15 protein-coding genes are annotated in these 16,784 nt (G+C 64.9%); 7 read left to right on the top strand and 8 right to left on the bottom strand.

Annotated elements, in window-relative coordinates; translation table 11 throughout:
• Nucleotides 1-144: 144 nt before the first annotated feature.
• Nucleotides 145-948 (bottom strand): WG repeat-containing protein, encoded by an 804-nt coding sequence (locus ABD842_RS01805; RefSeq protein WP_345109231.1) that lies wholly within the window; start codon nt 946-948, stop codon nt 145-147.
• A 207-nt stretch (nt 949-1,155) separates the two neighbouring features.
• Here ABD842_RS01805 and ABD842_RS01800 point away from each other — a divergent pair, with 207 nt between their 5' ends.
• Nucleotides 1,156-1,971 (top strand): phytanoyl-CoA dioxygenase family protein, encoded by an 816-nt coding sequence (locus ABD842_RS01800; RefSeq protein WP_345109228.1) that lies wholly within the window; start codon nt 1,156-1,158, stop codon nt 1,969-1,971.
• 84 nt (nt 1,972-2,055) lie between these two features.
• Nucleotides 2,056-2,841, top strand: coding sequence for an SDR family NAD(P)-dependent oxidoreductase (locus tag ABD842_RS01795; RefSeq protein ID WP_345109225.1), 786 nt, complete (start codon nt 2,056-2,058; stop codon nt 2,839-2,841).
• Nucleotides 2,842-2,866: 25 nt separating this feature from the next.
• Here the strand turns inward: ABD842_RS01795 and ABD842_RS01790 are convergent, their stop codons facing one another.
• The gene (locus ABD842_RS01790; RefSeq protein ID WP_345109222.1) at nt 2,867-3,535 is read right to left on the bottom strand and encodes a phosphatase PAP2-related protein; all 669 of its coding nucleotides are present in this window, start codon (nt 3,533-3,535) and stop codon (nt 2,867-2,869) included.
• A gap of 105 nt (nt 3,536-3,640) precedes the next feature.
• On the opposite strand from ABD842_RS01790, the gene ABD842_RS01785 reads away from it, so the two are divergent.
• Together ABD842_RS01785 and ABD842_RS01780 are read left to right on the top strand one after the other, a co-directional pair.
• Complete coding sequence (locus ABD842_RS01785; protein WP_345109219.1) at nt 3,641-4,942, top strand: amidohydrolase; 1,302 nt, start codon at nt 3,641-3,643, stop codon at nt 4,940-4,942.
• A gap of 71 nt (nt 4,943-5,013) precedes the next feature.
• Entirely contained in the window at nt 5,014-5,895 is an 882-nt protein-coding gene (locus ABD842_RS01780; RefSeq protein WP_345109216.1) for an ATP-grasp domain-containing protein, read from the top strand.
• Between the two features lie 230 nt (nt 5,896-6,125).
• On the opposite strand, the gene ABD842_RS01775 is transcribed toward ABD842_RS01780, so the two are convergent.
• Nucleotides 6,126-6,896, bottom strand: coding sequence for an SDR family oxidoreductase (locus ABD842_RS01775; protein ID WP_345109213.1), 771 nt, complete (start codon nt 6,894-6,896; stop codon nt 6,126-6,128).
• Between the two features lie 283 nt (nt 6,897-7,179).
• On the opposite strand from ABD842_RS01775, the gene ABD842_RS01770 reads away from it, so the two are divergent.
• On the top strand, nt 7,180-9,603 hold the full coding sequence (locus ABD842_RS01770) for a M4 family metallopeptidase (RefSeq protein WP_345109210.1): 2,424 nt from the start codon (nt 7,180-7,182) through the stop codon (nt 9,601-9,603).
• Between the two features lie 162 nt (nt 9,604-9,765).
• On the opposite strand, the gene ABD842_RS01765 is transcribed toward ABD842_RS01770, so the two are convergent.
• Together ABD842_RS01765 and ABD842_RS01760 are read right to left on the bottom strand one after the other, a co-directional pair.
• Nucleotides 9,766-10,506, bottom strand: coding sequence for an outer membrane beta-barrel protein (locus tag ABD842_RS01765; RefSeq protein ID WP_345109207.1), 741 nt, complete (start codon nt 10,504-10,506; stop codon nt 9,766-9,768).
• Between the two features lie 77 nt (nt 10,507-10,583).
• Entirely contained in the window at nt 10,584-11,306 is a 723-nt protein-coding gene (locus ABD842_RS01760) for a tetratricopeptide repeat protein (protein WP_345109204.1), read from the bottom strand.
• A 184-nt stretch (nt 11,307-11,490) separates the two neighbouring features.
• On the opposite strand from ABD842_RS01760, the gene ABD842_RS01755 reads away from it, so the two are divergent.
• On the top strand, nt 11,491-12,369 hold the full coding sequence (locus ABD842_RS01755; protein WP_345109201.1) for an alpha/beta hydrolase: 879 nt from the start codon (nt 11,491-11,493) through the stop codon (nt 12,367-12,369).
• A 54-nt stretch (nt 12,370-12,423) separates the two neighbouring features.
• Here ABD842_RS01755 and ABD842_RS01750 read toward each other — a convergent pair whose 3' ends face one another.
• Nucleotides 12,424-12,891: a methylated-DNA--[protein]-cysteine S-methyltransferase gene (locus ABD842_RS01750; protein ID WP_425553132.1), complete on the bottom strand. Its 468-nt coding sequence runs from the start codon at nt 12,889-12,891 to the stop codon at nt 12,424-12,426.
• Between the two features lie 316 nt (nt 12,892-13,207).
• Between ABD842_RS01750 and ABD842_RS01745 the strand changes: the two genes are divergently transcribed.
• Nucleotides 13,208-14,713 (top strand): PA14 domain-containing protein, encoded by a 1,506-nt coding sequence (locus tag ABD842_RS01745; RefSeq protein WP_345109195.1) that lies wholly within the window; start codon nt 13,208-13,210, stop codon nt 14,711-14,713.
• A gap of 78 nt (nt 14,714-14,791) precedes the next feature.
• Here ABD842_RS01745 and ABD842_RS01740 read toward each other — a convergent pair whose 3' ends face one another.
• Both ABD842_RS01740 and ABD842_RS01735 read right to left on the bottom strand, forming a co-directional pair.
• Nucleotides 14,792-15,517 (bottom strand): phospholipase D-like domain-containing protein, encoded by a 726-nt coding sequence (locus ABD842_RS01740; RefSeq protein WP_345109192.1) that lies wholly within the window; start codon nt 15,515-15,517, stop codon nt 14,792-14,794.
• A 4-nt stretch (nt 15,518-15,521) separates the two neighbouring features.
• Complete coding sequence (locus ABD842_RS01735; RefSeq protein ID WP_345109189.1) at nt 15,522-16,739, bottom strand: amine oxidase; 1,218 nt, start codon at nt 16,737-16,739, stop codon at nt 15,522-15,524.
• Nucleotides 16,740-16,784 lie beyond the last annotated feature (45 nt).

Genomic DNA, 16,784 nt, shown 5'->3' with positions numbered 1-16,784 from the left:
GACCTTACGCGGCCTCACGCCACATGAATTTGTGTGTGCCCAGTGGCAGAAAAACCCCGTTAACTTTACCCAGGACCCGACCCACCTCACGCTGGGACTATACATATAGTCTTCGAGCGTCAGCCGGTTGACAACCAGGCCAGCTTACTCGAAAAACTCCCGGCCGCGGTCGTCCACGTAGCCGACCTGCCCATCGACGGTGGTTACGCGGGCCACGCCTTCCACGAAGGGCTCGGCGGCCTGGTACTTGGGTGGCACCAGCAGGTGGCCGTCGGCGGCCAGGTAGCCGAAGCGGCCCTGCTGCTCCACCACGGGCTGCTCGAAGCCCGTGGCTTCGGTGGCCCGGATGGCGTCCAGCTCCAGCGGCAGCACGGCTTTGCCCTTGTCGTTGAGCACGCCCCACTTCGGGCCTTGGCGCACGAAGAGCAGTCCGTTGTAGTTTTCGCGAATCTCGTCGTAGATGGGCGGCACCACGGCCGTGCCCACCGTGAAGCGGAAGCCGACCTTGCCATCTTTATGGGTCACGTCGCCCTGGGTGAGGAAGTCACTTTCGGGCTCGGGCTCGGGCGGCGTGCGCAGGCGGTTGCCGCTGGTGTCGAGGTCGTAGGTTTCCCCGTTGAGCGCCACGGTCGCCCGGTTGCGGTGGAAGTTGCCGGCCCGGCTGAACTGCACGGGCGTAATGGCGTTGCCGGCCCCATCAATGTAGCCGTACAGCAGGCCCTGCCGGATCCAGGCTACCTCATTCACGAAAGGACCGGCCTCGTCGTAGAGCAGGGGCAGCACCAGGCGGCGGCTGGGGTCGGCGTAGCCCCACTTGTCGCCGCGGCGGAAGGGGACGAGGCGGGCCGTGGTAATCTGGGCGGCGCCCAACAATAGGGGCAGCAGGCCGGTCAGGGCCAGTCGGGCAGTGCGCTGAAGACAGATTCGGGGCGGCGGAAGGCGGGGCATTGCCCCTAAGATACGCAACTGCCGTAAACCCGGGGCCACGATTGGCGGTTGGTTCCCGCATTCGGCCCGGCCGGCCGGCCATTTATTAAAGTTTCGGGCGCCCGGCAGCGTCTATGTTCACAACCTGTTGCGCATCCGTGCCTGGTACGGGCGCGGCAATCGTATCTTTGTCGCCGATAGGCGTTATGTAATAACCGCCTTTGCTCTATGTCACCACACTCGGATTATCCCCGCTTTACCCTCGGCAGCAGCCTTACGGAAGAGCAGCGGGTGTTTTTTCGCAAGCACGGCTTTCTGCATTTCCGCCCTTTTCTCACCCCCGAGCAGGTTCAGGCCATTCTGCGCGCTTCCGAGGAAGTGCAGGCGCAGTGGCTGGCCGCGGGCCTGGAGAAAGTAAACGGCGTGCCCATCAAGTACGGCCGGGACGTGGACGGCACGCCCATCGTGCAGCGCTTTGCCTTTGCCTCCCACTACAGCCCCGTGCTGCACGAATTCCTGCAGGACCCGCGCTTCAAGTCGCTGTTTCCGCTGCTGGAAGCCCCCGGTGGCCGCGTGGGCGAAAACGAAAAGGACGGCCTGGTTATCAACCACTACGTGAACGTGACGGGCTCGGAGTTCAGCCAGATGGGCTGGCATACTGACTCGCTCCGCGACGTATTCTACGGCAAGCGCATCGGCCCCATGCTGAATGTGGGCGTCCACCTCGACGGCACGCCGGCCACCAACGGCGGGCTGCGCCTGCTGGCCGGCACCCACCAGCAGCCGCTGCGCGAAATGCTGTTTCGCAAGAAGTACTACAAGGACGTGGGCCCCGACGACCAGGAAATAGCCGTCGAGACCGAGCCCGGCGACCTGACCGTGCACGACGGCCGCATGTGGCACCGCGTGGCCCGCTCCCCGCTGGTGGGCGAGGTGTCGCGCCGCCGGGTGATGTACGTGCCCATCATCAGCGGCAAGTACGACCCCAAGCACGCGGGCAGCGCCACGCCGTTTTACCTGCGGTTTTTGCACCTGGTGAAATAAATACAGGGAGGCGGAAAGCATGAGAAGCGCACTGCTTCTGTCCCGTCTTCATCCTTTTCCGCTTTTCATAATCAACGCTTCCCCATGTCCTACGCGCTTATTACCGGGGCTTCCCGCGGCATTGGCCGGGCCCTGGCCCTGGAGCTGGCCGGCCGCGGCTACAGCCTGCTGCTCGTGGCCCGCTCCGAAGACCAGCTGGAGCAGCTGGCCGCCGAGATGCGGCAGCGCTATAAAGTAGAGGCCCAGGTACTGGCCACCGACCTGGCCGTGCCCGGGGCCGCTGCCCGCCTCGCCGAGTGGGCGCAGGCCCGCACGTCGGCGCTGGCGGTACTGGTCAACAACGCGGGCTACGGCCTGTGGGGGCGGTTTGAGGAGCTTTCTTTGGCTCAGCAGCAGAACATGCTCCAGCTCAACATGCTGCTGCCCACCGAGCTGACCCACCACCTGCTGCCCCAGCTGCGGCGGCAGCCCCAGGCCTATATTCTGAACGTGGCCAGCACGGCCGCCTACCAGGCCGTGCCCACGCTCACGCTCTACGCGGCCAGCAAGGCGTTTCTGCTCACCTTCAGCCGCGGCCTGCGCTACGAGCTGCGCGACTCCCCCGTGTCGGTGACGTGCCTGAGCCCCGGGGCCACTACCACCGACTTCGCCGACCGCGCCGGGATGAGCGCGGGCCTGCAGGAAAAAGCCGCCAAGCTTTCCATGACGCCCGCCGAGGTGGCCAAAATCGGGGTGGCGGGCCTGCTGGCCGGTGAGGCCGAGGTAATTCCCGGCGCCCTGAACCTGATTTCGGCTAAGCTCACCAGCTTCGTGCCCAAAGCCATGACGGAAAAGATTGCCGCCGGCATCTACGAGAAGTATCTAAAGTAAAATACCGCGGCCGGCTACCGCCGCGTCAGGCCGCGGTAGCCGGCCGCACCAGCCGCCCGGCCAGCCAGTAGCTCAGGCCGGCAAAAAACGGGGCGGCCAGCACGTCGTAGGTGTAGTGGGTGTGCTGCACCAGCACCAGCCCGCCCACGGCCACGGTAGCCGCCAGCAGCAGCCCCCGTTTCCCGCGCCCCCGCACCGACAGCGCCAGCAGAAACAGCGTGGCCGTGTGGCCGGAGAAAAACAGATCCTTGGTAATCGGGGTGGGGCCGCCGTAGAGGAAACGGTCCACAAACGGGTCGTGGAGCAGCAGCAGGCCGGCGGGCGGGTCGAGGGGCAGCAGCCAGAGCGTGAGCGTGCGAAACGCGTGCAGGAGCAGGTAGGCCCACAGGCTGTGCAGCAGCAGGCCGGGGCGCCGCAGCAGGTAGCCCAGCGTGGCCCCGATGCTCAGGTAAATCAGGGCAAACGTGGGCACCGACACGTCGTGGGCGGGCAGGCCGGCCAGCAGCGGGTCGGGCAGCACCACGCCGGGGCGGGCCTGCAGGTAGGCGAAGTAGGAGGGTACCCAGGCCGCCAGCGCCAGCAGCAGCAGCCCGCCCAGCAGCAGCCGGCGCCGGAACGCCGGGCGGGCCCAGGCCGCAGGCCAGCGCAGAAAGTCAGTCGGCAAAGCAGGAGGAGCCCGGCGGGAAAGCAGCATGCGGGGAAGTCAGGAGAAAGTAAGGCAAAAATAGCGGCTGGCGGCCGGATGCGGCGAATGGCGGCCGGCGTCGTACCTTTTACCCGCGCTTTTACCCTGCTCCCGATGAAGATTTTCCTTGCCACCGCTCTGCTGCTGACCACTGCGGCTCCGCTGCGGGCCCAGAATGCCGCCCTCAATGCCCGCATTGCCAGGCTCGCGGCCCAGGAAGAAGCTAAGGTAATAGCCTGGCGCCGCGACCTGCACGAGCACCCCGAGCTGGGCAACCAGGAAATCCGGACGGCCGGCATCGTGGTGGCGCATCTGCGGAGCCTGGGGCTGGAGGTGCAGAGCGGCGTGGCCCACACCGGCGTGGTCGGCATCCTGCGCGGGGGTAAGCCCGGCCCCGTGGTGGCGTTGCGCGCCGACATGGACGGCCTGCCCCTCACCGAAGCCAACAGCCTGCCCTTCGCCTCGAAAGTCAAAACCACCTACCTGGGCCAGCCGGTGGGGGTGATGCACGCCTGCGGGCACGACACCCACGTGGCCATGCTCATGGGCGCGGCCGAGGTGCTGAGCCAAGTGAAAAAGGACCTGCCGGGCACCGTGAAATTCATTTTTCAGCCCGCCGAAGAAGGCTCCGTACCCGGGGAGGAAGGCGGCGCCAAGCTCATGGTCAAGGAAAACGTGCTCGACAACCCCAAAGTCGACGCCATTTTCGGCGTCCACATTCAGGCTCAGACGGAAGTGGGCACCCTGCGCTATCGTCCCGGCGGCGAAATGGCCAGCTCCGACCGGTTTACCATCAAGGTCCGCGGCAAAGGCGCCCACGGCGCCTACCCCTGGAACAGCGTGGACCCGGTGGTGACGGCCGCCCAGATCATCATGGGCCTGCAAACCATCGTCAGCCGGGAGGTGAAGCTCATCGACGACGCGGCCGTGGTGACGGTGGGCACCATCCACGCCGGGGTGCGCTACAACGTGATTCCGCCCGATGCCGAGCTGACCGGCACCATCCGGGCCCTGAACCCCACGGTGCAGAAGCAGATCTGGGCCGCGGTGCAGCGCATTGCCAAGGGCATTGCCGAAAGTGCCGGCGCTACCGCCGAGGTCACCATCGAGCCCTACGTGCCCGTGACCTTCAACCACGAAAAGCTCACGGCCCGGATGCTGCCCACGCTGCGCGCCGTGGCCGGGGCCGCGCAGGTGAGTGAGCAGAAAGCCGTAACCGGGGCCGAGGACTTCTCCTTTTACCAGGAAAAAGTGCCCGGCCTGTTCCTGTTCGTGGGCGGCATGCCCAAGGGCCAGAACCCGGCTACCACCGCCGACCACCACACGGCCGGCTTCCTCATCGACGAAAGCGGGCTGACGCTGGGCGTGAAAACCCTGGCCACCCTGGCCGCCGACTACCTGGTCCTGCCCCGCTAGCCCCCCGGCGCCCTCCACCGTATCAGTTGATTTCCTGGCGGGCTACTGCCGCCTGCTTTACCACTTTGCCCATGAATATTGCCTTGGTTACCTGCCAGAGCCTGGCCCAGTACGCCGCGCCCACGGTCGAAGATGAGGATGCCCTGCTCACCCGCTTTCTGCGCGCGAAGGGCCACCGCGTCACCCCCGAAATCTGGACCGATGCCGCCGTCGACTGGCCGGGCTACGACGTGGTGGTACTTAAGTCGCCCTGGGACTATTTCGACCGGGTGCAGGAATTCTACGCCTGGCTGGACCGGATGGCGGCCCTGGGCGTGCCCATGCTGAATCCCGGGGCCCGGGTGCGCTGGAATGCCGACAAGAAGTACCTGCTGGAAATGGCGCAGGCCGGGGCCCGTATTGTACCCACCCACTGGCTCCCGCGCGGCAGCCGCTTTGCGCCCGACGCGCTGTTTGCCGCCCTCGGCACCGACCAGCTGATTGTGAAGCCGGCGGTGAGCGGCGGGGCCAAAAACACGTTTTCCCTCGACCGGGCCCAGGCCCACGCCGCCGTGGAGAGCCTGGAGCTGCTGCTGCAGGAAGAGGATTTTCTGGCCCAGCCCTTTTTGCCCCAGATCCAGACCGAAGGCGAATGGTCGTTTATCTACCTCGGCGGGCAATTCAGCCACTGCGTGCTCAAGACGCCCAAATCCGGCGACTTCCGGGTGCAGCACTACCTGGGCGGCCACATCGAGCCGCACGCGGCGCCGCCCCACCTGCTGGCCACCGCCGACCAGCTAGCGGCCCGGTTCGCGCCCGACTGCCTCTACGCCCGCGTCGATGGCGTGGAAGCCGATGGCGAGCTGCTGCTCATGGAGCTGGAGCTGATTGAGCCCTTCCTATACCTGGCCTCCGCCGAAGGCTCCTTCGCCCGCTACGAAGAAGCCCTGCAGCGCGTCGTTGCCGTTTCGTAATGTTAGTGCGGGCAGGGCAGCTGTCGGTGCAAACGCAGGGAAGTACTCCATCCGCTGCTATGTACTAAGCCCTGGCAAAGCAAAAAGCCCCGGCGTGCGTGCACGCCGGGGCTTTTTGCTTTGCCAGGGCTTGCGTTGCTGCTCCGACTGGATTGCTTCAGCCCGCGACCTTGCAATGCCGGTCGGGCCGGGCTTCGTCTTGTGTGCTTACAATGACAAGGCGCCGGACTTCACCCAAAGCCGTTGGCCGTGAAGCCGCCGTCGACGCTCAGGCACTGGCCGGTAACGTAGGCCGCCGCCGGCAAACACAGAAAGGCCACGGCCGCGCCAACTTCCTCCGGCTCCCCGATGCGCTTCAGGGGCGTGCGGGCCAGCACGTCGCGCAGAAAATCTTCGTTGCTGAGCACGCCCGCTACCAGCGGTGTGCGGATGTACCAGGGCGCCACGGTGTTCACCCGGATGTGGTCCGGGGCCCATTCCACGGCCAGATTACGGCCCAGCTGCACCATGGCGGCCTTGCTCATGCCGTAGGGGGCGCCGGTGCGCACGTGGGTGAGGCCGGCTACCGAGGCCACGTTGACGATGCTGCCGCCCCCGGCCTGCTGCAGCAGCGGATAGGCTGCCTGGCACATGCCAAACACCGATTCGAGGTTGGTGCTCATAATGTGCTGGTACTCCTCCGGGCTGTAGGCCGTCGTTGCCTTGCGGATGTTGGTACCCACGTTGTTCACCAGGATATCCAGCCTGGGCCACTGCCGGCTGAAGGCGTGCAGCAGCGCCTGCCGCTCGTCGGGCCGGCTCACGTCGGCTACCAGGGCGTGGGCGTCGAAACCCTGGGCGCGCCAGTCGGCTACCTGAGCCTCCAGGTCGGCGGCGGTGCGGGCCACGGCCACCACGGTAGCGCCGAAGCCCAGCAGTTCGGCCGCCGCCGCCGCCCCGATGCCCTTGGAAGCGCCCGTTACCAGCGCAGTTTTTCCTTTCAGATTCCAGCGGTTGTTCATGTGGCGAAATAGTAAGAGCCGAAGCTCAGCTGTGAGAAGGTGTAAGATTTGGGGGTAGTCCGACGCTTCTGGCAGGGTGCAGTATTACCGGATTGTTTGATCTGGAGCTAAATTATATATTATCTTGTTTTGTATATATTTTAAAATATTGTCAATTATTATTGTGGTTAACAAACAATATCGAATTGATACAAGGTAAAAATTGCAAATTACTTACCTTGGATGTCCTCGGCTCACCTTGAGTCGTCACTCACTTCTTTCCCACAGCCCAACCTCACTTCTTATGACCAAAAAATACTCTGCTGCAGCCTTGCTGCTGCTTGGTGGCTTGGCCACTTCCGGTGCTTATGCCCAGGACTACTCCCGGGTCCAAACGAAAACCATGAATGACAACGGCACCCCTTTCCTGGTGCAGTTTCGCAGTGGGGGCAACGCCTACAAGCTGAGCGAGGCCACCACCGTGTTGCGGGAGCAGCTGCAGCTGACCAAGAACGACCAGATGGTGCAGGCTAAAACGGACGCCGACGAGCTAGGTTTTGTGCACGAGAAGTACGAGCAGTACTACAAAGGCGTGAAAGTAGAGCACGGTACCTACACGCTGCACGCCCGTCAGGGCAATGTGGAAAGCATCAGTGGGGAGTTTGAGCGGGTCAACAACCTGAACGTAACACCTTCCCTGAGCGCCGACGCCGCCCTGAAAAGCGCGTTGTCGTTCGTCGGCGCCCGAAAATACATGTGGCAGGACGCGGCCGAGGAAGCCGGGCTGAAAGCTACCAGCAATGACCCCGGCGCCACCTACCGGCCCCACGGTGAGCTGGTCATCGTGCGCAACGAGCTGAGTCGCGACGCGGCCCTGCAAGGTAAGCCCACGCTGGCCTGGAAGTTTAACGTCTACGCCCAGCAGCCCGTGAGCCGCGCCTACATTTACGTGGACGCCCACTCGGGCAAAGTGGTATTGCAGGACAATATCATCAAGCACGTCGCCGCTACCGGCACGTTTGCCACCAAGTACTCGGGCACCCAAACCGGGGCTACGGAAACCGCCACCGGCGGCTTCCGACTGCGGGAGCTGACCCGCGGCCTGGGCATTGAAACCTACAACTGCCGCAAAAGCAATAGCTACACCGCCGCTGTCGACTTCATTGATGCCGACAACAGCTGGACGGAGTACAACAACACAGCTTTCGACAACGCCGCCCTCGACGCGCATTGGGGCGCTCAGGGCACCTACGACTACTTTAAAAACGTGCACGCCCGCAACTCCTACGACAACGCCGGCGCAAAAATCAGGAGCTACGTGCACTTCGACGACGTGCCCGGCGGCGCCGGCTACGAAAATGCCTTCTGGGACGGCACCCGCATGACCTACGGCGACGGGGCCAGCCGCTTTGACCCGCTGACGGCCCTGGACGTGGCCGCCCACGAAATCGGCCACGCCGTCTGCTCCAGCACGGCTAACCTAACGTATTCCTACGAGTCGGGGGCTTTGAACGAAGGCTTCTCCGATATCTGGGGCGCCTGCGTGGAATATTACAAGGCGCCCACCAAGCAAACCTGGCTCATTGGCGAAGACATCGACAAAGTGCGGGCTTCGCTGCGCTCGATGAGCAACCCCAACGCCGAAAGCCAGCCCGACACCTACCAGGGCACGTACTGGTACGCCGGCTCCGGCGACAACGGCGGAGTGCATACCAACTCGGGCGTACTCAACCACTGGTTCTACCGCCTGTCGGTTGGTGGCAGCGGCACCAATGACAAAGGCACTGCCTTCAGCGTAGCCGGCATCGGTATCGACGCTGCGGCTAAGATTGCCTACCGCACCGAAACCGTGTACCTGACGGCTTCCAGCAACTACGCCGCCGCCCGGACCTCTTCTATTCAGTCGGCCAAAGACCTCTACGGGGCGGGTTCGACCCAGGAAATTGCGGTGACCAATGCGTGGAGCGCCGTAGGCGTGGGCGCTGGCTATGGCGGCGGCACGCCTCCTCCCACCAGCGTAACGTACTGCGCTTCGAAAGGCACGAGCGTAGCTTACGAGTTCATCGACTACGTGAAGCTCGGTACCCTGGTCCGGACCTCGGCCGCGGATGCCGGCTACTACAACGGCACGGCTCTGACGGCTCCAAGCCTGACGGCGGGTACCTTGCAGACTATCAGCTTCAGCGCGGGCTTCGTAGGCTCGGCTTACTCGGAGTACTTCAAAGTCTACATCGACTACAACCAGAACGGCCTGTTCACCGATGCTGGGGAACTGGTGGTAAACGCCGCCGCCAGCACTTCGGCGGCTACCCGCACGGGCTCCTTTACGGTACCGGTGTCGGCCAAGAATGGCAAAACCCGCCTGCGCGTGGTGATGAGTGACAACTCGGCTACCACCAGCTGCAACTCCTACAGCTACGGCGAAACCGAAGATTACAGCGTGACCATCACCGGGGGGGCGGCCTTTGCCAGCATCAGCGGCGGCTCGGCCACTGTCTCGAATCAGTTTGAGCTGTATCCAAACCCGGCTACCGACCGCCTGAACATCACGCTGCCCAACAACGCGGTTGTGGTATCGATGCAGGTGATGGACGTGCGCGGCGCCGTGGTAAACGGAGCCCGCTTCGAAAACGGCCAGCTCAACGTAACCAGCCTGGCCAAGGGGATGTATACGCTGACCGTAAGCGACGGCCTGACGACCTTCCGTCAGCGCTTCGTGAAGGAATAGCCAGCAGCTTGCTCCGCTAAATCAGAAAAGGCCCGTCAGATGATGACGGGCCTTTTTTTTTGGCCGCTCCGGTAAGCCTGCCGGCCGGTAAAGCAAAAGCCGCGACCTGCTGACAGGTTCGCGGCTTTTGGGTGTCTAAGTGCAACCCGGTTGGCCGGCTGCTTAGCGGCCCCAGGGCGAATATTCCAGCTTCAGCTCCACCAGCCCGTAGCCATCCTTTAAGTTAGGGTTGCCCCGGGCACTGACGTCGTCGAGCCGGTCGGTGGAGGTAAAGTTGTAGGTGGCTTCCAGGGCCGCCCCGATTTTGGGGGTGAGCCGAAAGTCGAAGCCCAGCCCGACGGGAGCCACGAGGGCCGTGGCGGGGTAGTCGTTTACTTCCGGGGTCAGGTACACGGTGTTGCCCGCGGGCCGCTGGTTGCCCAGGTATACTTTGGGGTTGTAGAGCAGAAAGCCCGCGCCGGCCTTCAGGTAAGGCTTCACGAGGGCCGCCGGGCGGCGGGCCCCGGCAAACTCGCTTTCGTCGCGCAGCAGCTCGTAGCGCACGAAGGCCACCAGCGACTCGTTGCGGCCCTGAAACGACAGGCCCCGCTCGGGCGCCTGGTCTTTGGCACCAATCTGAAAGTAGGTGAACTCGCCGCCGACCACCAGGTGCGGCCGCACCAGGTACAGCAGCCCCAGGCTGACGCTGGGACCGGGAAAGTTATTGGCCACGTTTTCGGCCAGGTCGCCATTGTACAGGGCCACGCCGCCGCCCACCGTGAAGCGTACCGGCCCGCGGTAGTAGGGGCGGGCCTGGGAGTTGTAGTAGCGCTTTCGTCGCTCGGCCCCTTCCTGGGCGGTGGCGGCGTGGGCCGAGAGCAGGGTCAGCAGCAGCGTGCTGAGCAGAATAGGACGGTACTTCACGGGCGGCGGCAAAAGGTGAGACACGGGACCAGCGCCCGAACCGGCTTGTGCCGATACCTAACGGGCGCGCTCCAGATTTATTTGAACATGCCCTGCGGGTCGGGCAGCCTGGCCTGCAGCTCGCTGATAAATTCGAAGTCGATGCTGGCCATGTTCAGGTTCTGGCCCTTGTGTACGGCTTCCCAGGCCTGAGGATACTGCTCACGGAAAAAATAGCCGCGGGCCAGCTGCTGCCAGGCGTTGGCATTGCCGGGGTCGGCGGCCGTGGCTTTGGTGAGCAGCGTCATGCCCTGGTCGAGGTCCTTTTTCTTCTTGGTCTGCTCGTAGCGGATCAGGTAGCTGGCGCCCAGGTCGCTCATGATGGCTACACTGGTCGGCGCCAGGGCCAGGCCCTGCGCCAGCAGGCCAATGGACTCGTCGGGGGTGGGCTGACGGCTGCTGATGATGCCCAGACCGCGGTAGACGTCGGGGTTTTTCTGGTCGAGCAGCCAGGCCAGGTTGAAGCGGTACAGCGCCGTGTCGGGCTGGTTTTCGCTGAGGTACTCGTAGCCTTTGCGGGCAAAAAAGGCGCTGGCCTCGGTGCGGGAGGCAAAGCTGCGGGCAACGTTGTCGAGGAAGGCGGTGCCCAGCGCGCTTTCGGCTTCGGCCGCGCTCAGGCCGCCGAACAGCGGCAGCAGGCGGCTGGCCTTGTCGGGGGCAGGTGCGCCGCTCTTCACCTTGACCTTGGTTTTGCGCTGCGCCTGCGCCGAGTGGCTGCCCAGCCCCAGCAGCAGAGCCAGCACCAACAGGGAATATTTCATGAAAACGGCTAAAACGAAAAAAAACAGGGAAGCGGAGCCGCCCCGGGCGGGCCCCCGACAAATATAACAGGGCCGGCGGCAACCGGCGCCGTGCGCGGGTGTTGGGCGCGGGCAATCCGTTTCGGCGGTTTGGCCGGTATATGCCCCGGGCCGGGTGCCGGTCCGTGGTCTTTTCGCCGTCTTTATGCGTTTTCCTCGTTTGCTGGTGCTGCCAGCCTTCTTACTGGTGGTGGTGGTGCTGCTCGGCACCAACGAATACGCGGTGGCCCGGCCCAGCCGCCGCACCGCCGACCTCGCCTACGTGCCCGCCGCCGATCCGGACTTCGATACCGAGCGTCACCGCCTCGACGTATATGCCCCGCGGGCCAAGTCGGCGACGGCCCGGCCGGTGGTGGTTTTTATTCACGGCGGCAGCTGGAACAGCGGCAGCAAGGACTTCTACTCCTTCATCGGGCGGCGGCTGGCCAAGCAGGGCGTGGTGGCCGTGGTCATCAACTACCGGCTGGCGCCCCAGGTGCAGGTGCCCGCCATGGCCGACGACTGCGCCCGCGCCGTGGCCTGGGTGGTGCAGCATATTGCCGACTATGGCGGCGACCCGCAGCGGCTGTTCCTGATGGGGCACTCGGCGGGCGGCGGGCTGGCCGCGCTGCTGGCTACCGACAACGCGCTGCTGGCCCGCCGGGGCCTGGCTCCGAACCCCGTGCGCGGCGTCCTGCTCGACGACCCCGCCGGCCTCGACATGTACGACTACCTCAAAAAGCTACAGTACGCTGGCGACGAAGAGTACCTGATTCCCTTCGGTAAGGACCCGGCAGTTTGGAAAGCCACGTCGGCGCTGTACCACGTCACGGCGGCCAGTCCGGCCTTTATGCTGTTCATCGGCGGCGAAACCTACCCGTCCATCAGCCACAGCAGCGAGAAGTTCCGCCAGCGGCTGCGGCAGCTGGGCCGGGAGCCCAAGTTCACGGTGCTGCCCGGCAAAAAGCATGCACCCATGGTCCTGCAGCTATACTGGCAGCACAACGTCATCTACCAGGAGCTGCTGAAAATGGTCGGGGCCTAACAGCTGCTACCCAAGAGCAGGAACCGCCGGGGAACCGGGCTTGGGCGGGCGCCGCTAAAACAGCTCGGCCTGCTGGGCGGGCTGCTCGAAGGCCAGCAGCCACTGCTTGCGCCATAGCCCACCGGCGTAGCCCGTCAGCGTGCCGTTGGCCCCGATGATGCGGTGGCAGGGCCAGACAACTCCCAATGGGTTCTGCCCATTGGCGGCCCCCACGGCGCGCACGGCCCCGGGGTTGCCCAGCTGTCGGGCCACTTCCAGATACGAAGCGGTGTGCCCGTAGTCCACGTCCCGCAACGCCGCCCACACCTGCCGCTGAAAGTCGGTACCCCGGGCCACATCATACGTCAGGCGGAACGCGCGCAGCTCCCGGCCAAAGTAAGCGGCCAGCTGCTGCCGGGCTTCGCGCAGGCAGTCGGGAACGTGGGCCGCGGGAGTAGCCGCTACGGCCTCCTCGAGGAAGGTAACAGCGGCCAGACCCGCGTCGGTGCCGGTCAGACTCACCGGGCCCAGGGGCGAAAGCAGAATAGCAGCGGCAGGGGCGGACGTAGGGCGGGAAAGGTAGCCAAAATCCGGGCGCCCCGCCCGCTGCTGCGGCCGCCTGCCGCCGTCGGAGCCCCCTCCCCCGGAAAAACCGGAACTGCTGGGGCGTGCGACATATACGGCCGGAATGGTTTATATTGTCCTGGTATCGGTCCGATAAAACTCCAATTGCCGGGGCAATAGCTGGCAACCCGCGCCGAACTGTTGTAACTTTCGCCTGATTCGTTCATCCAACTCTACCCATCCCGTGCGACACGCTCTACTTTGTTCTGTACTTGGCCTGAGCCTTACCGGCGGGATGCTGGCGGGCTCCGCCTCGCTGGCCGCCTCGGGCCCGGCCAGCACCTCGGCGGCAGTAGCGGCCGCCCCGGTAGCCAGCGCCGGCACTGGCCTGACGGCCATTTACTTTGCCAACGGCAGTCTGGCCGGGGCCCCGGTGCTCAAGCGCCTCGACTCCACGGTGGACTTTCAGTGGGGCCTGGGCTCGCCGGCGCCCGGCCTGCCCGTCGATAACTTCTCGGTGCGGTGGGAAGGCCTGATTTCGGCGCCGGCCACTGGCCGCTACAGCTTTTCTATCCTTTCCAACGACGGACTGCGGCTGTGGGTGAACGGTAAGAAGGTTATTGATACCTGGGATGGCAACGGTGGCGGCAATAACGTGGGCGGCAGCGTGAGCATGGCCGCCGGCGAGAAAACCACTATCAAGCTGGAGTACTACGACGAGGACGGCGACGCCCGCGTGGAGCTGCAATGGATTCCGCCCGGGCAGGCGCCCCAGATTATTCCCTCCGAGCATCTGTACCCCGTTGGCTCGCCCCTCACCCCCGACCCCATCGTAACCAGCACGCCTACGGCGGCTAAAGTCGCTCCGGCCCCGCGTGCGGCCGCCGCCCCGGCGGCCCCCGTAGCCGCCAAGCCCAAGGCGGCCCCGGCCCCGGCCCCGGTAGTAGCCGCGGCCCCCGCCAAAGTAAAGCGCACCAAGCCCGTGCCGGAGCCCAAGCCCGAGCCGGCTCCCAAACCCGCGCCCGTAGGACCGGTGGTGATAACGCCGGGAGTATACACCCTGTCGGTGCGCTCCAGCGGTAAAACCCTGGAAATAACCGACGAAACGCGCACCGGCCGCATTCCCGGTCAGCAGAGCGGGCCCAAAGTAGCGGCGCAGTGGCGCGTGGAGAATGCCGGCAGCGGCTTTTACCGGCTGATGGTGCCCGGCGGCAACAAAGTGCTGGAAGTGCTGGGCAGCTCGACCTCCAACGGGGCCGAGATGGAGCTGTGGCCCTACTACAGCGGCAACAACCAGATGTGGCAGATCGAAGACACCGGCGAAGGGTTTGTGAAGGTCATTGCCCGGCACAGCCGGAAAAGCCTGACCTACAAAGACTCGACGGACGGCGGGCTGCAGCAGTGGCGCTACTCGGGCAAGGACAACCAGCAGTGGAAGCTTACGCCCGTGGTAGAAACGGCCCCGCCGCTGCTGGCCAACATGAGCAATGTACTTGCCGTGGGTGCCAACAAGATGAGCGTGTACCCAAACCCGAGCAACGGTGTGCTGCAGATGGCCTATCAGCTCAACCAGGACATGCCCCTGGGCTGGGTGCTCTACGACCAGCGCGGCATTGCCGTAAAAGTGTCGGATTATCGCCGCCAGGCGTCGGGCCAGCACCACCAGACCCTGGATTTCTCCAGCCTGCCCGCCGGCGACTACAACCTGAACCTGACCGTGGGCGCTACCACCACCAAGCAGCAGCTGCTTATTCGCCGGCCTTCGGCCGTGGCGCCAGCCGTGCAGGAAGAAGCCAAATAGGCTGATGTTCATCCCAGAAAAGCCGCTCTGTGCATACAGAGCGGCTTTTTTTGTGGCCAATAAATCCGTTTTCCGGGGTTAGGTCAGCTCGGCCATCCTACCCCACAGCTGCTCAAACTCCTCGGTGTAGCGGCGCACCACGTCCCGGTCGTCGGTGATGAGCAGGTTTTCCATGTTGTAGAGGGCGGCCGAGCGGGTCCAGTTGTAGCTGCCGGTGAGCACGCGGCGGTTGTCGGCCAGGGCAAACTTGTGGTGCATGTGGTTGGCCGTCCGGTCGACGCGCACGGGCAGCCCGGCGGCCTGCAGCTGCTCAATGTCGGAGCCTTTGTCGAGGAGCTTGTCGTTGTCGGTGAGCAGGCGCACGGCTACGCCCCGGCGGTGGGAGTCCAGCAGCGCCTCCGTAATCCGGTCATCGGAGATGGTAAACACGCAGATTTCCAGCCGGTGGGCCGCCCGCCCGACAAACTGCCGGATGGCGTCTACGCACGCGTCGCCGGGGCTGAAAAAAACTTCCGTGTGCGGCAGAGCGCCCTGCTCCCCCGAGGGCACCACCGTGGGCAGCAGCAGGGCGCTAGCCGCCTCCAGCCACTGAACGGCGGCCTTGTCCTGAAATGAGTTGAACCGCTCCCGGGCCATGGCGAATACCTGGTGGCGCAGCTGCTCGAGGGCCGCGCCCTGCTGCCCGTGGGCCGCCAGCCGGCGGCGCAGGTCCTGGGCTTCGGCCGTGGTGAGCGTGGAGTCGGCGAAGGAACGCTCAAAGTGGCGCAGCAGGGCGGCGGTATCGGCGGCGGTGGGTTGGGACATGAGGCTAAAGTAGCGAAACCTCCGGGAACCCAACCGTAACCGGCAGGGCCACCTCTACCGTCCGCTGGGCCTTGTGCAGCGCGTCGGCGTAGGGCTGGTACAACGCCCGCTGCGGAAAGCCGTCGGGCTGCAGGTCGGCATCCCAGAGGCCGGAACGGTGCCACTGGTCCAGATAATCCCAGTCGGGCCGGTCGATGATGGGGTAGAGGCAGGCCCCGAACAGGGGCACCCCGGCCCGCAGCGCAGCGGCGCACTCCCGCCCGATCATGTCTATCCAGGCGGGTCGGTCGACGCCGGGGTGGCTGGTTTCGGTCAGCACCACGGGGCGGCGGTAGCGCTGCCAGGCCCGGGTCAGCAGAAAGCTCAGGGGGCGAAAGCGCAGGTCGTGGTCCTCATTGGCCCAGCCCAGGGTCTGGCGCGGCTCCAGCTGCCACTGGTTGTCGTAGTAGTAGTTGAAGCCCAGCAGGTCCAGGTACTCCTCGCGCCCGCCCAGCTCGGGGCAGAGCCGCCCGGCCAGCATGTCGACGCTCTGAAACTGGTTGCTGTCGAACTCCGCGACCCGCTGCCGGTGGGTGCGGGATGAGCCCGGCGCCGGTACAATGTGAATCAGCGGCTCGGTGGTCAGGATTCGGATACCGGGATCAGCTTCGCGCAGAGCGGCCACGCCCTCGATGTAGGCCCGCATCAGGCCGCGCTTCACTTCCCAGCCCTGGCCCACGCAGTAGGGCGAGGTGCCGCGCACGTCGCCGCCCAGCCAGCTCATAAAGCTCACCTCGTTGATGGGCGTCACGATGAGCACCTCGTCGGGGCGCTGCTGGCGGTAGAAGTCCACGAAAGCCCGGCACAGGTGGGCGAAGCGGCGGGCAAACATGGGGTGCAGCGGCGTCAGGTCGTCGGGGTAGCCGAAGTGGCACAGGTCCCAGACCTGCTGGATACCGTGGCGGCGGCCGGCGTCGAGCAGCACCTGCACGGTACTCCAGTCGTAGTGGTAGGGCGTCTTTTCCACCTGGCTCCAGCGAATGCCTTCGCGCACGGTGCGGATGTGGAACGGGCCGAGGTCCTGGTAATCCTCGTCAATAAGCTGCAGGTGGCCGGTCAGGGTCAGAAAATCAACCCGGTTGCCAAAGGTGTTGAGCTGGTCGGTGCACTCGTAGCCCCCCATCCAGAACGAGCGGAAGGGATTACCAGACGGCAAGCGGGTAGTGGGACTGGCAGAACTCATACGCACGGGTTTTCATAGGTGAGCCCCCGACGCCTGAGCATCGGG

Source organism: Hymenobacter algoricola, from assembly GCF_039539525.1.
GTDB classification, from domain to species: Bacteria; Bacteroidota; Bacteroidia; order Cytophagales; family Hymenobacteraceae; genus Hymenobacter; species Hymenobacter algoricola.
The sequence above is the reverse complement of the archived record's forward strand: the minus strand, read 5'-3'. Positions and strand labels throughout refer to the sequence as shown.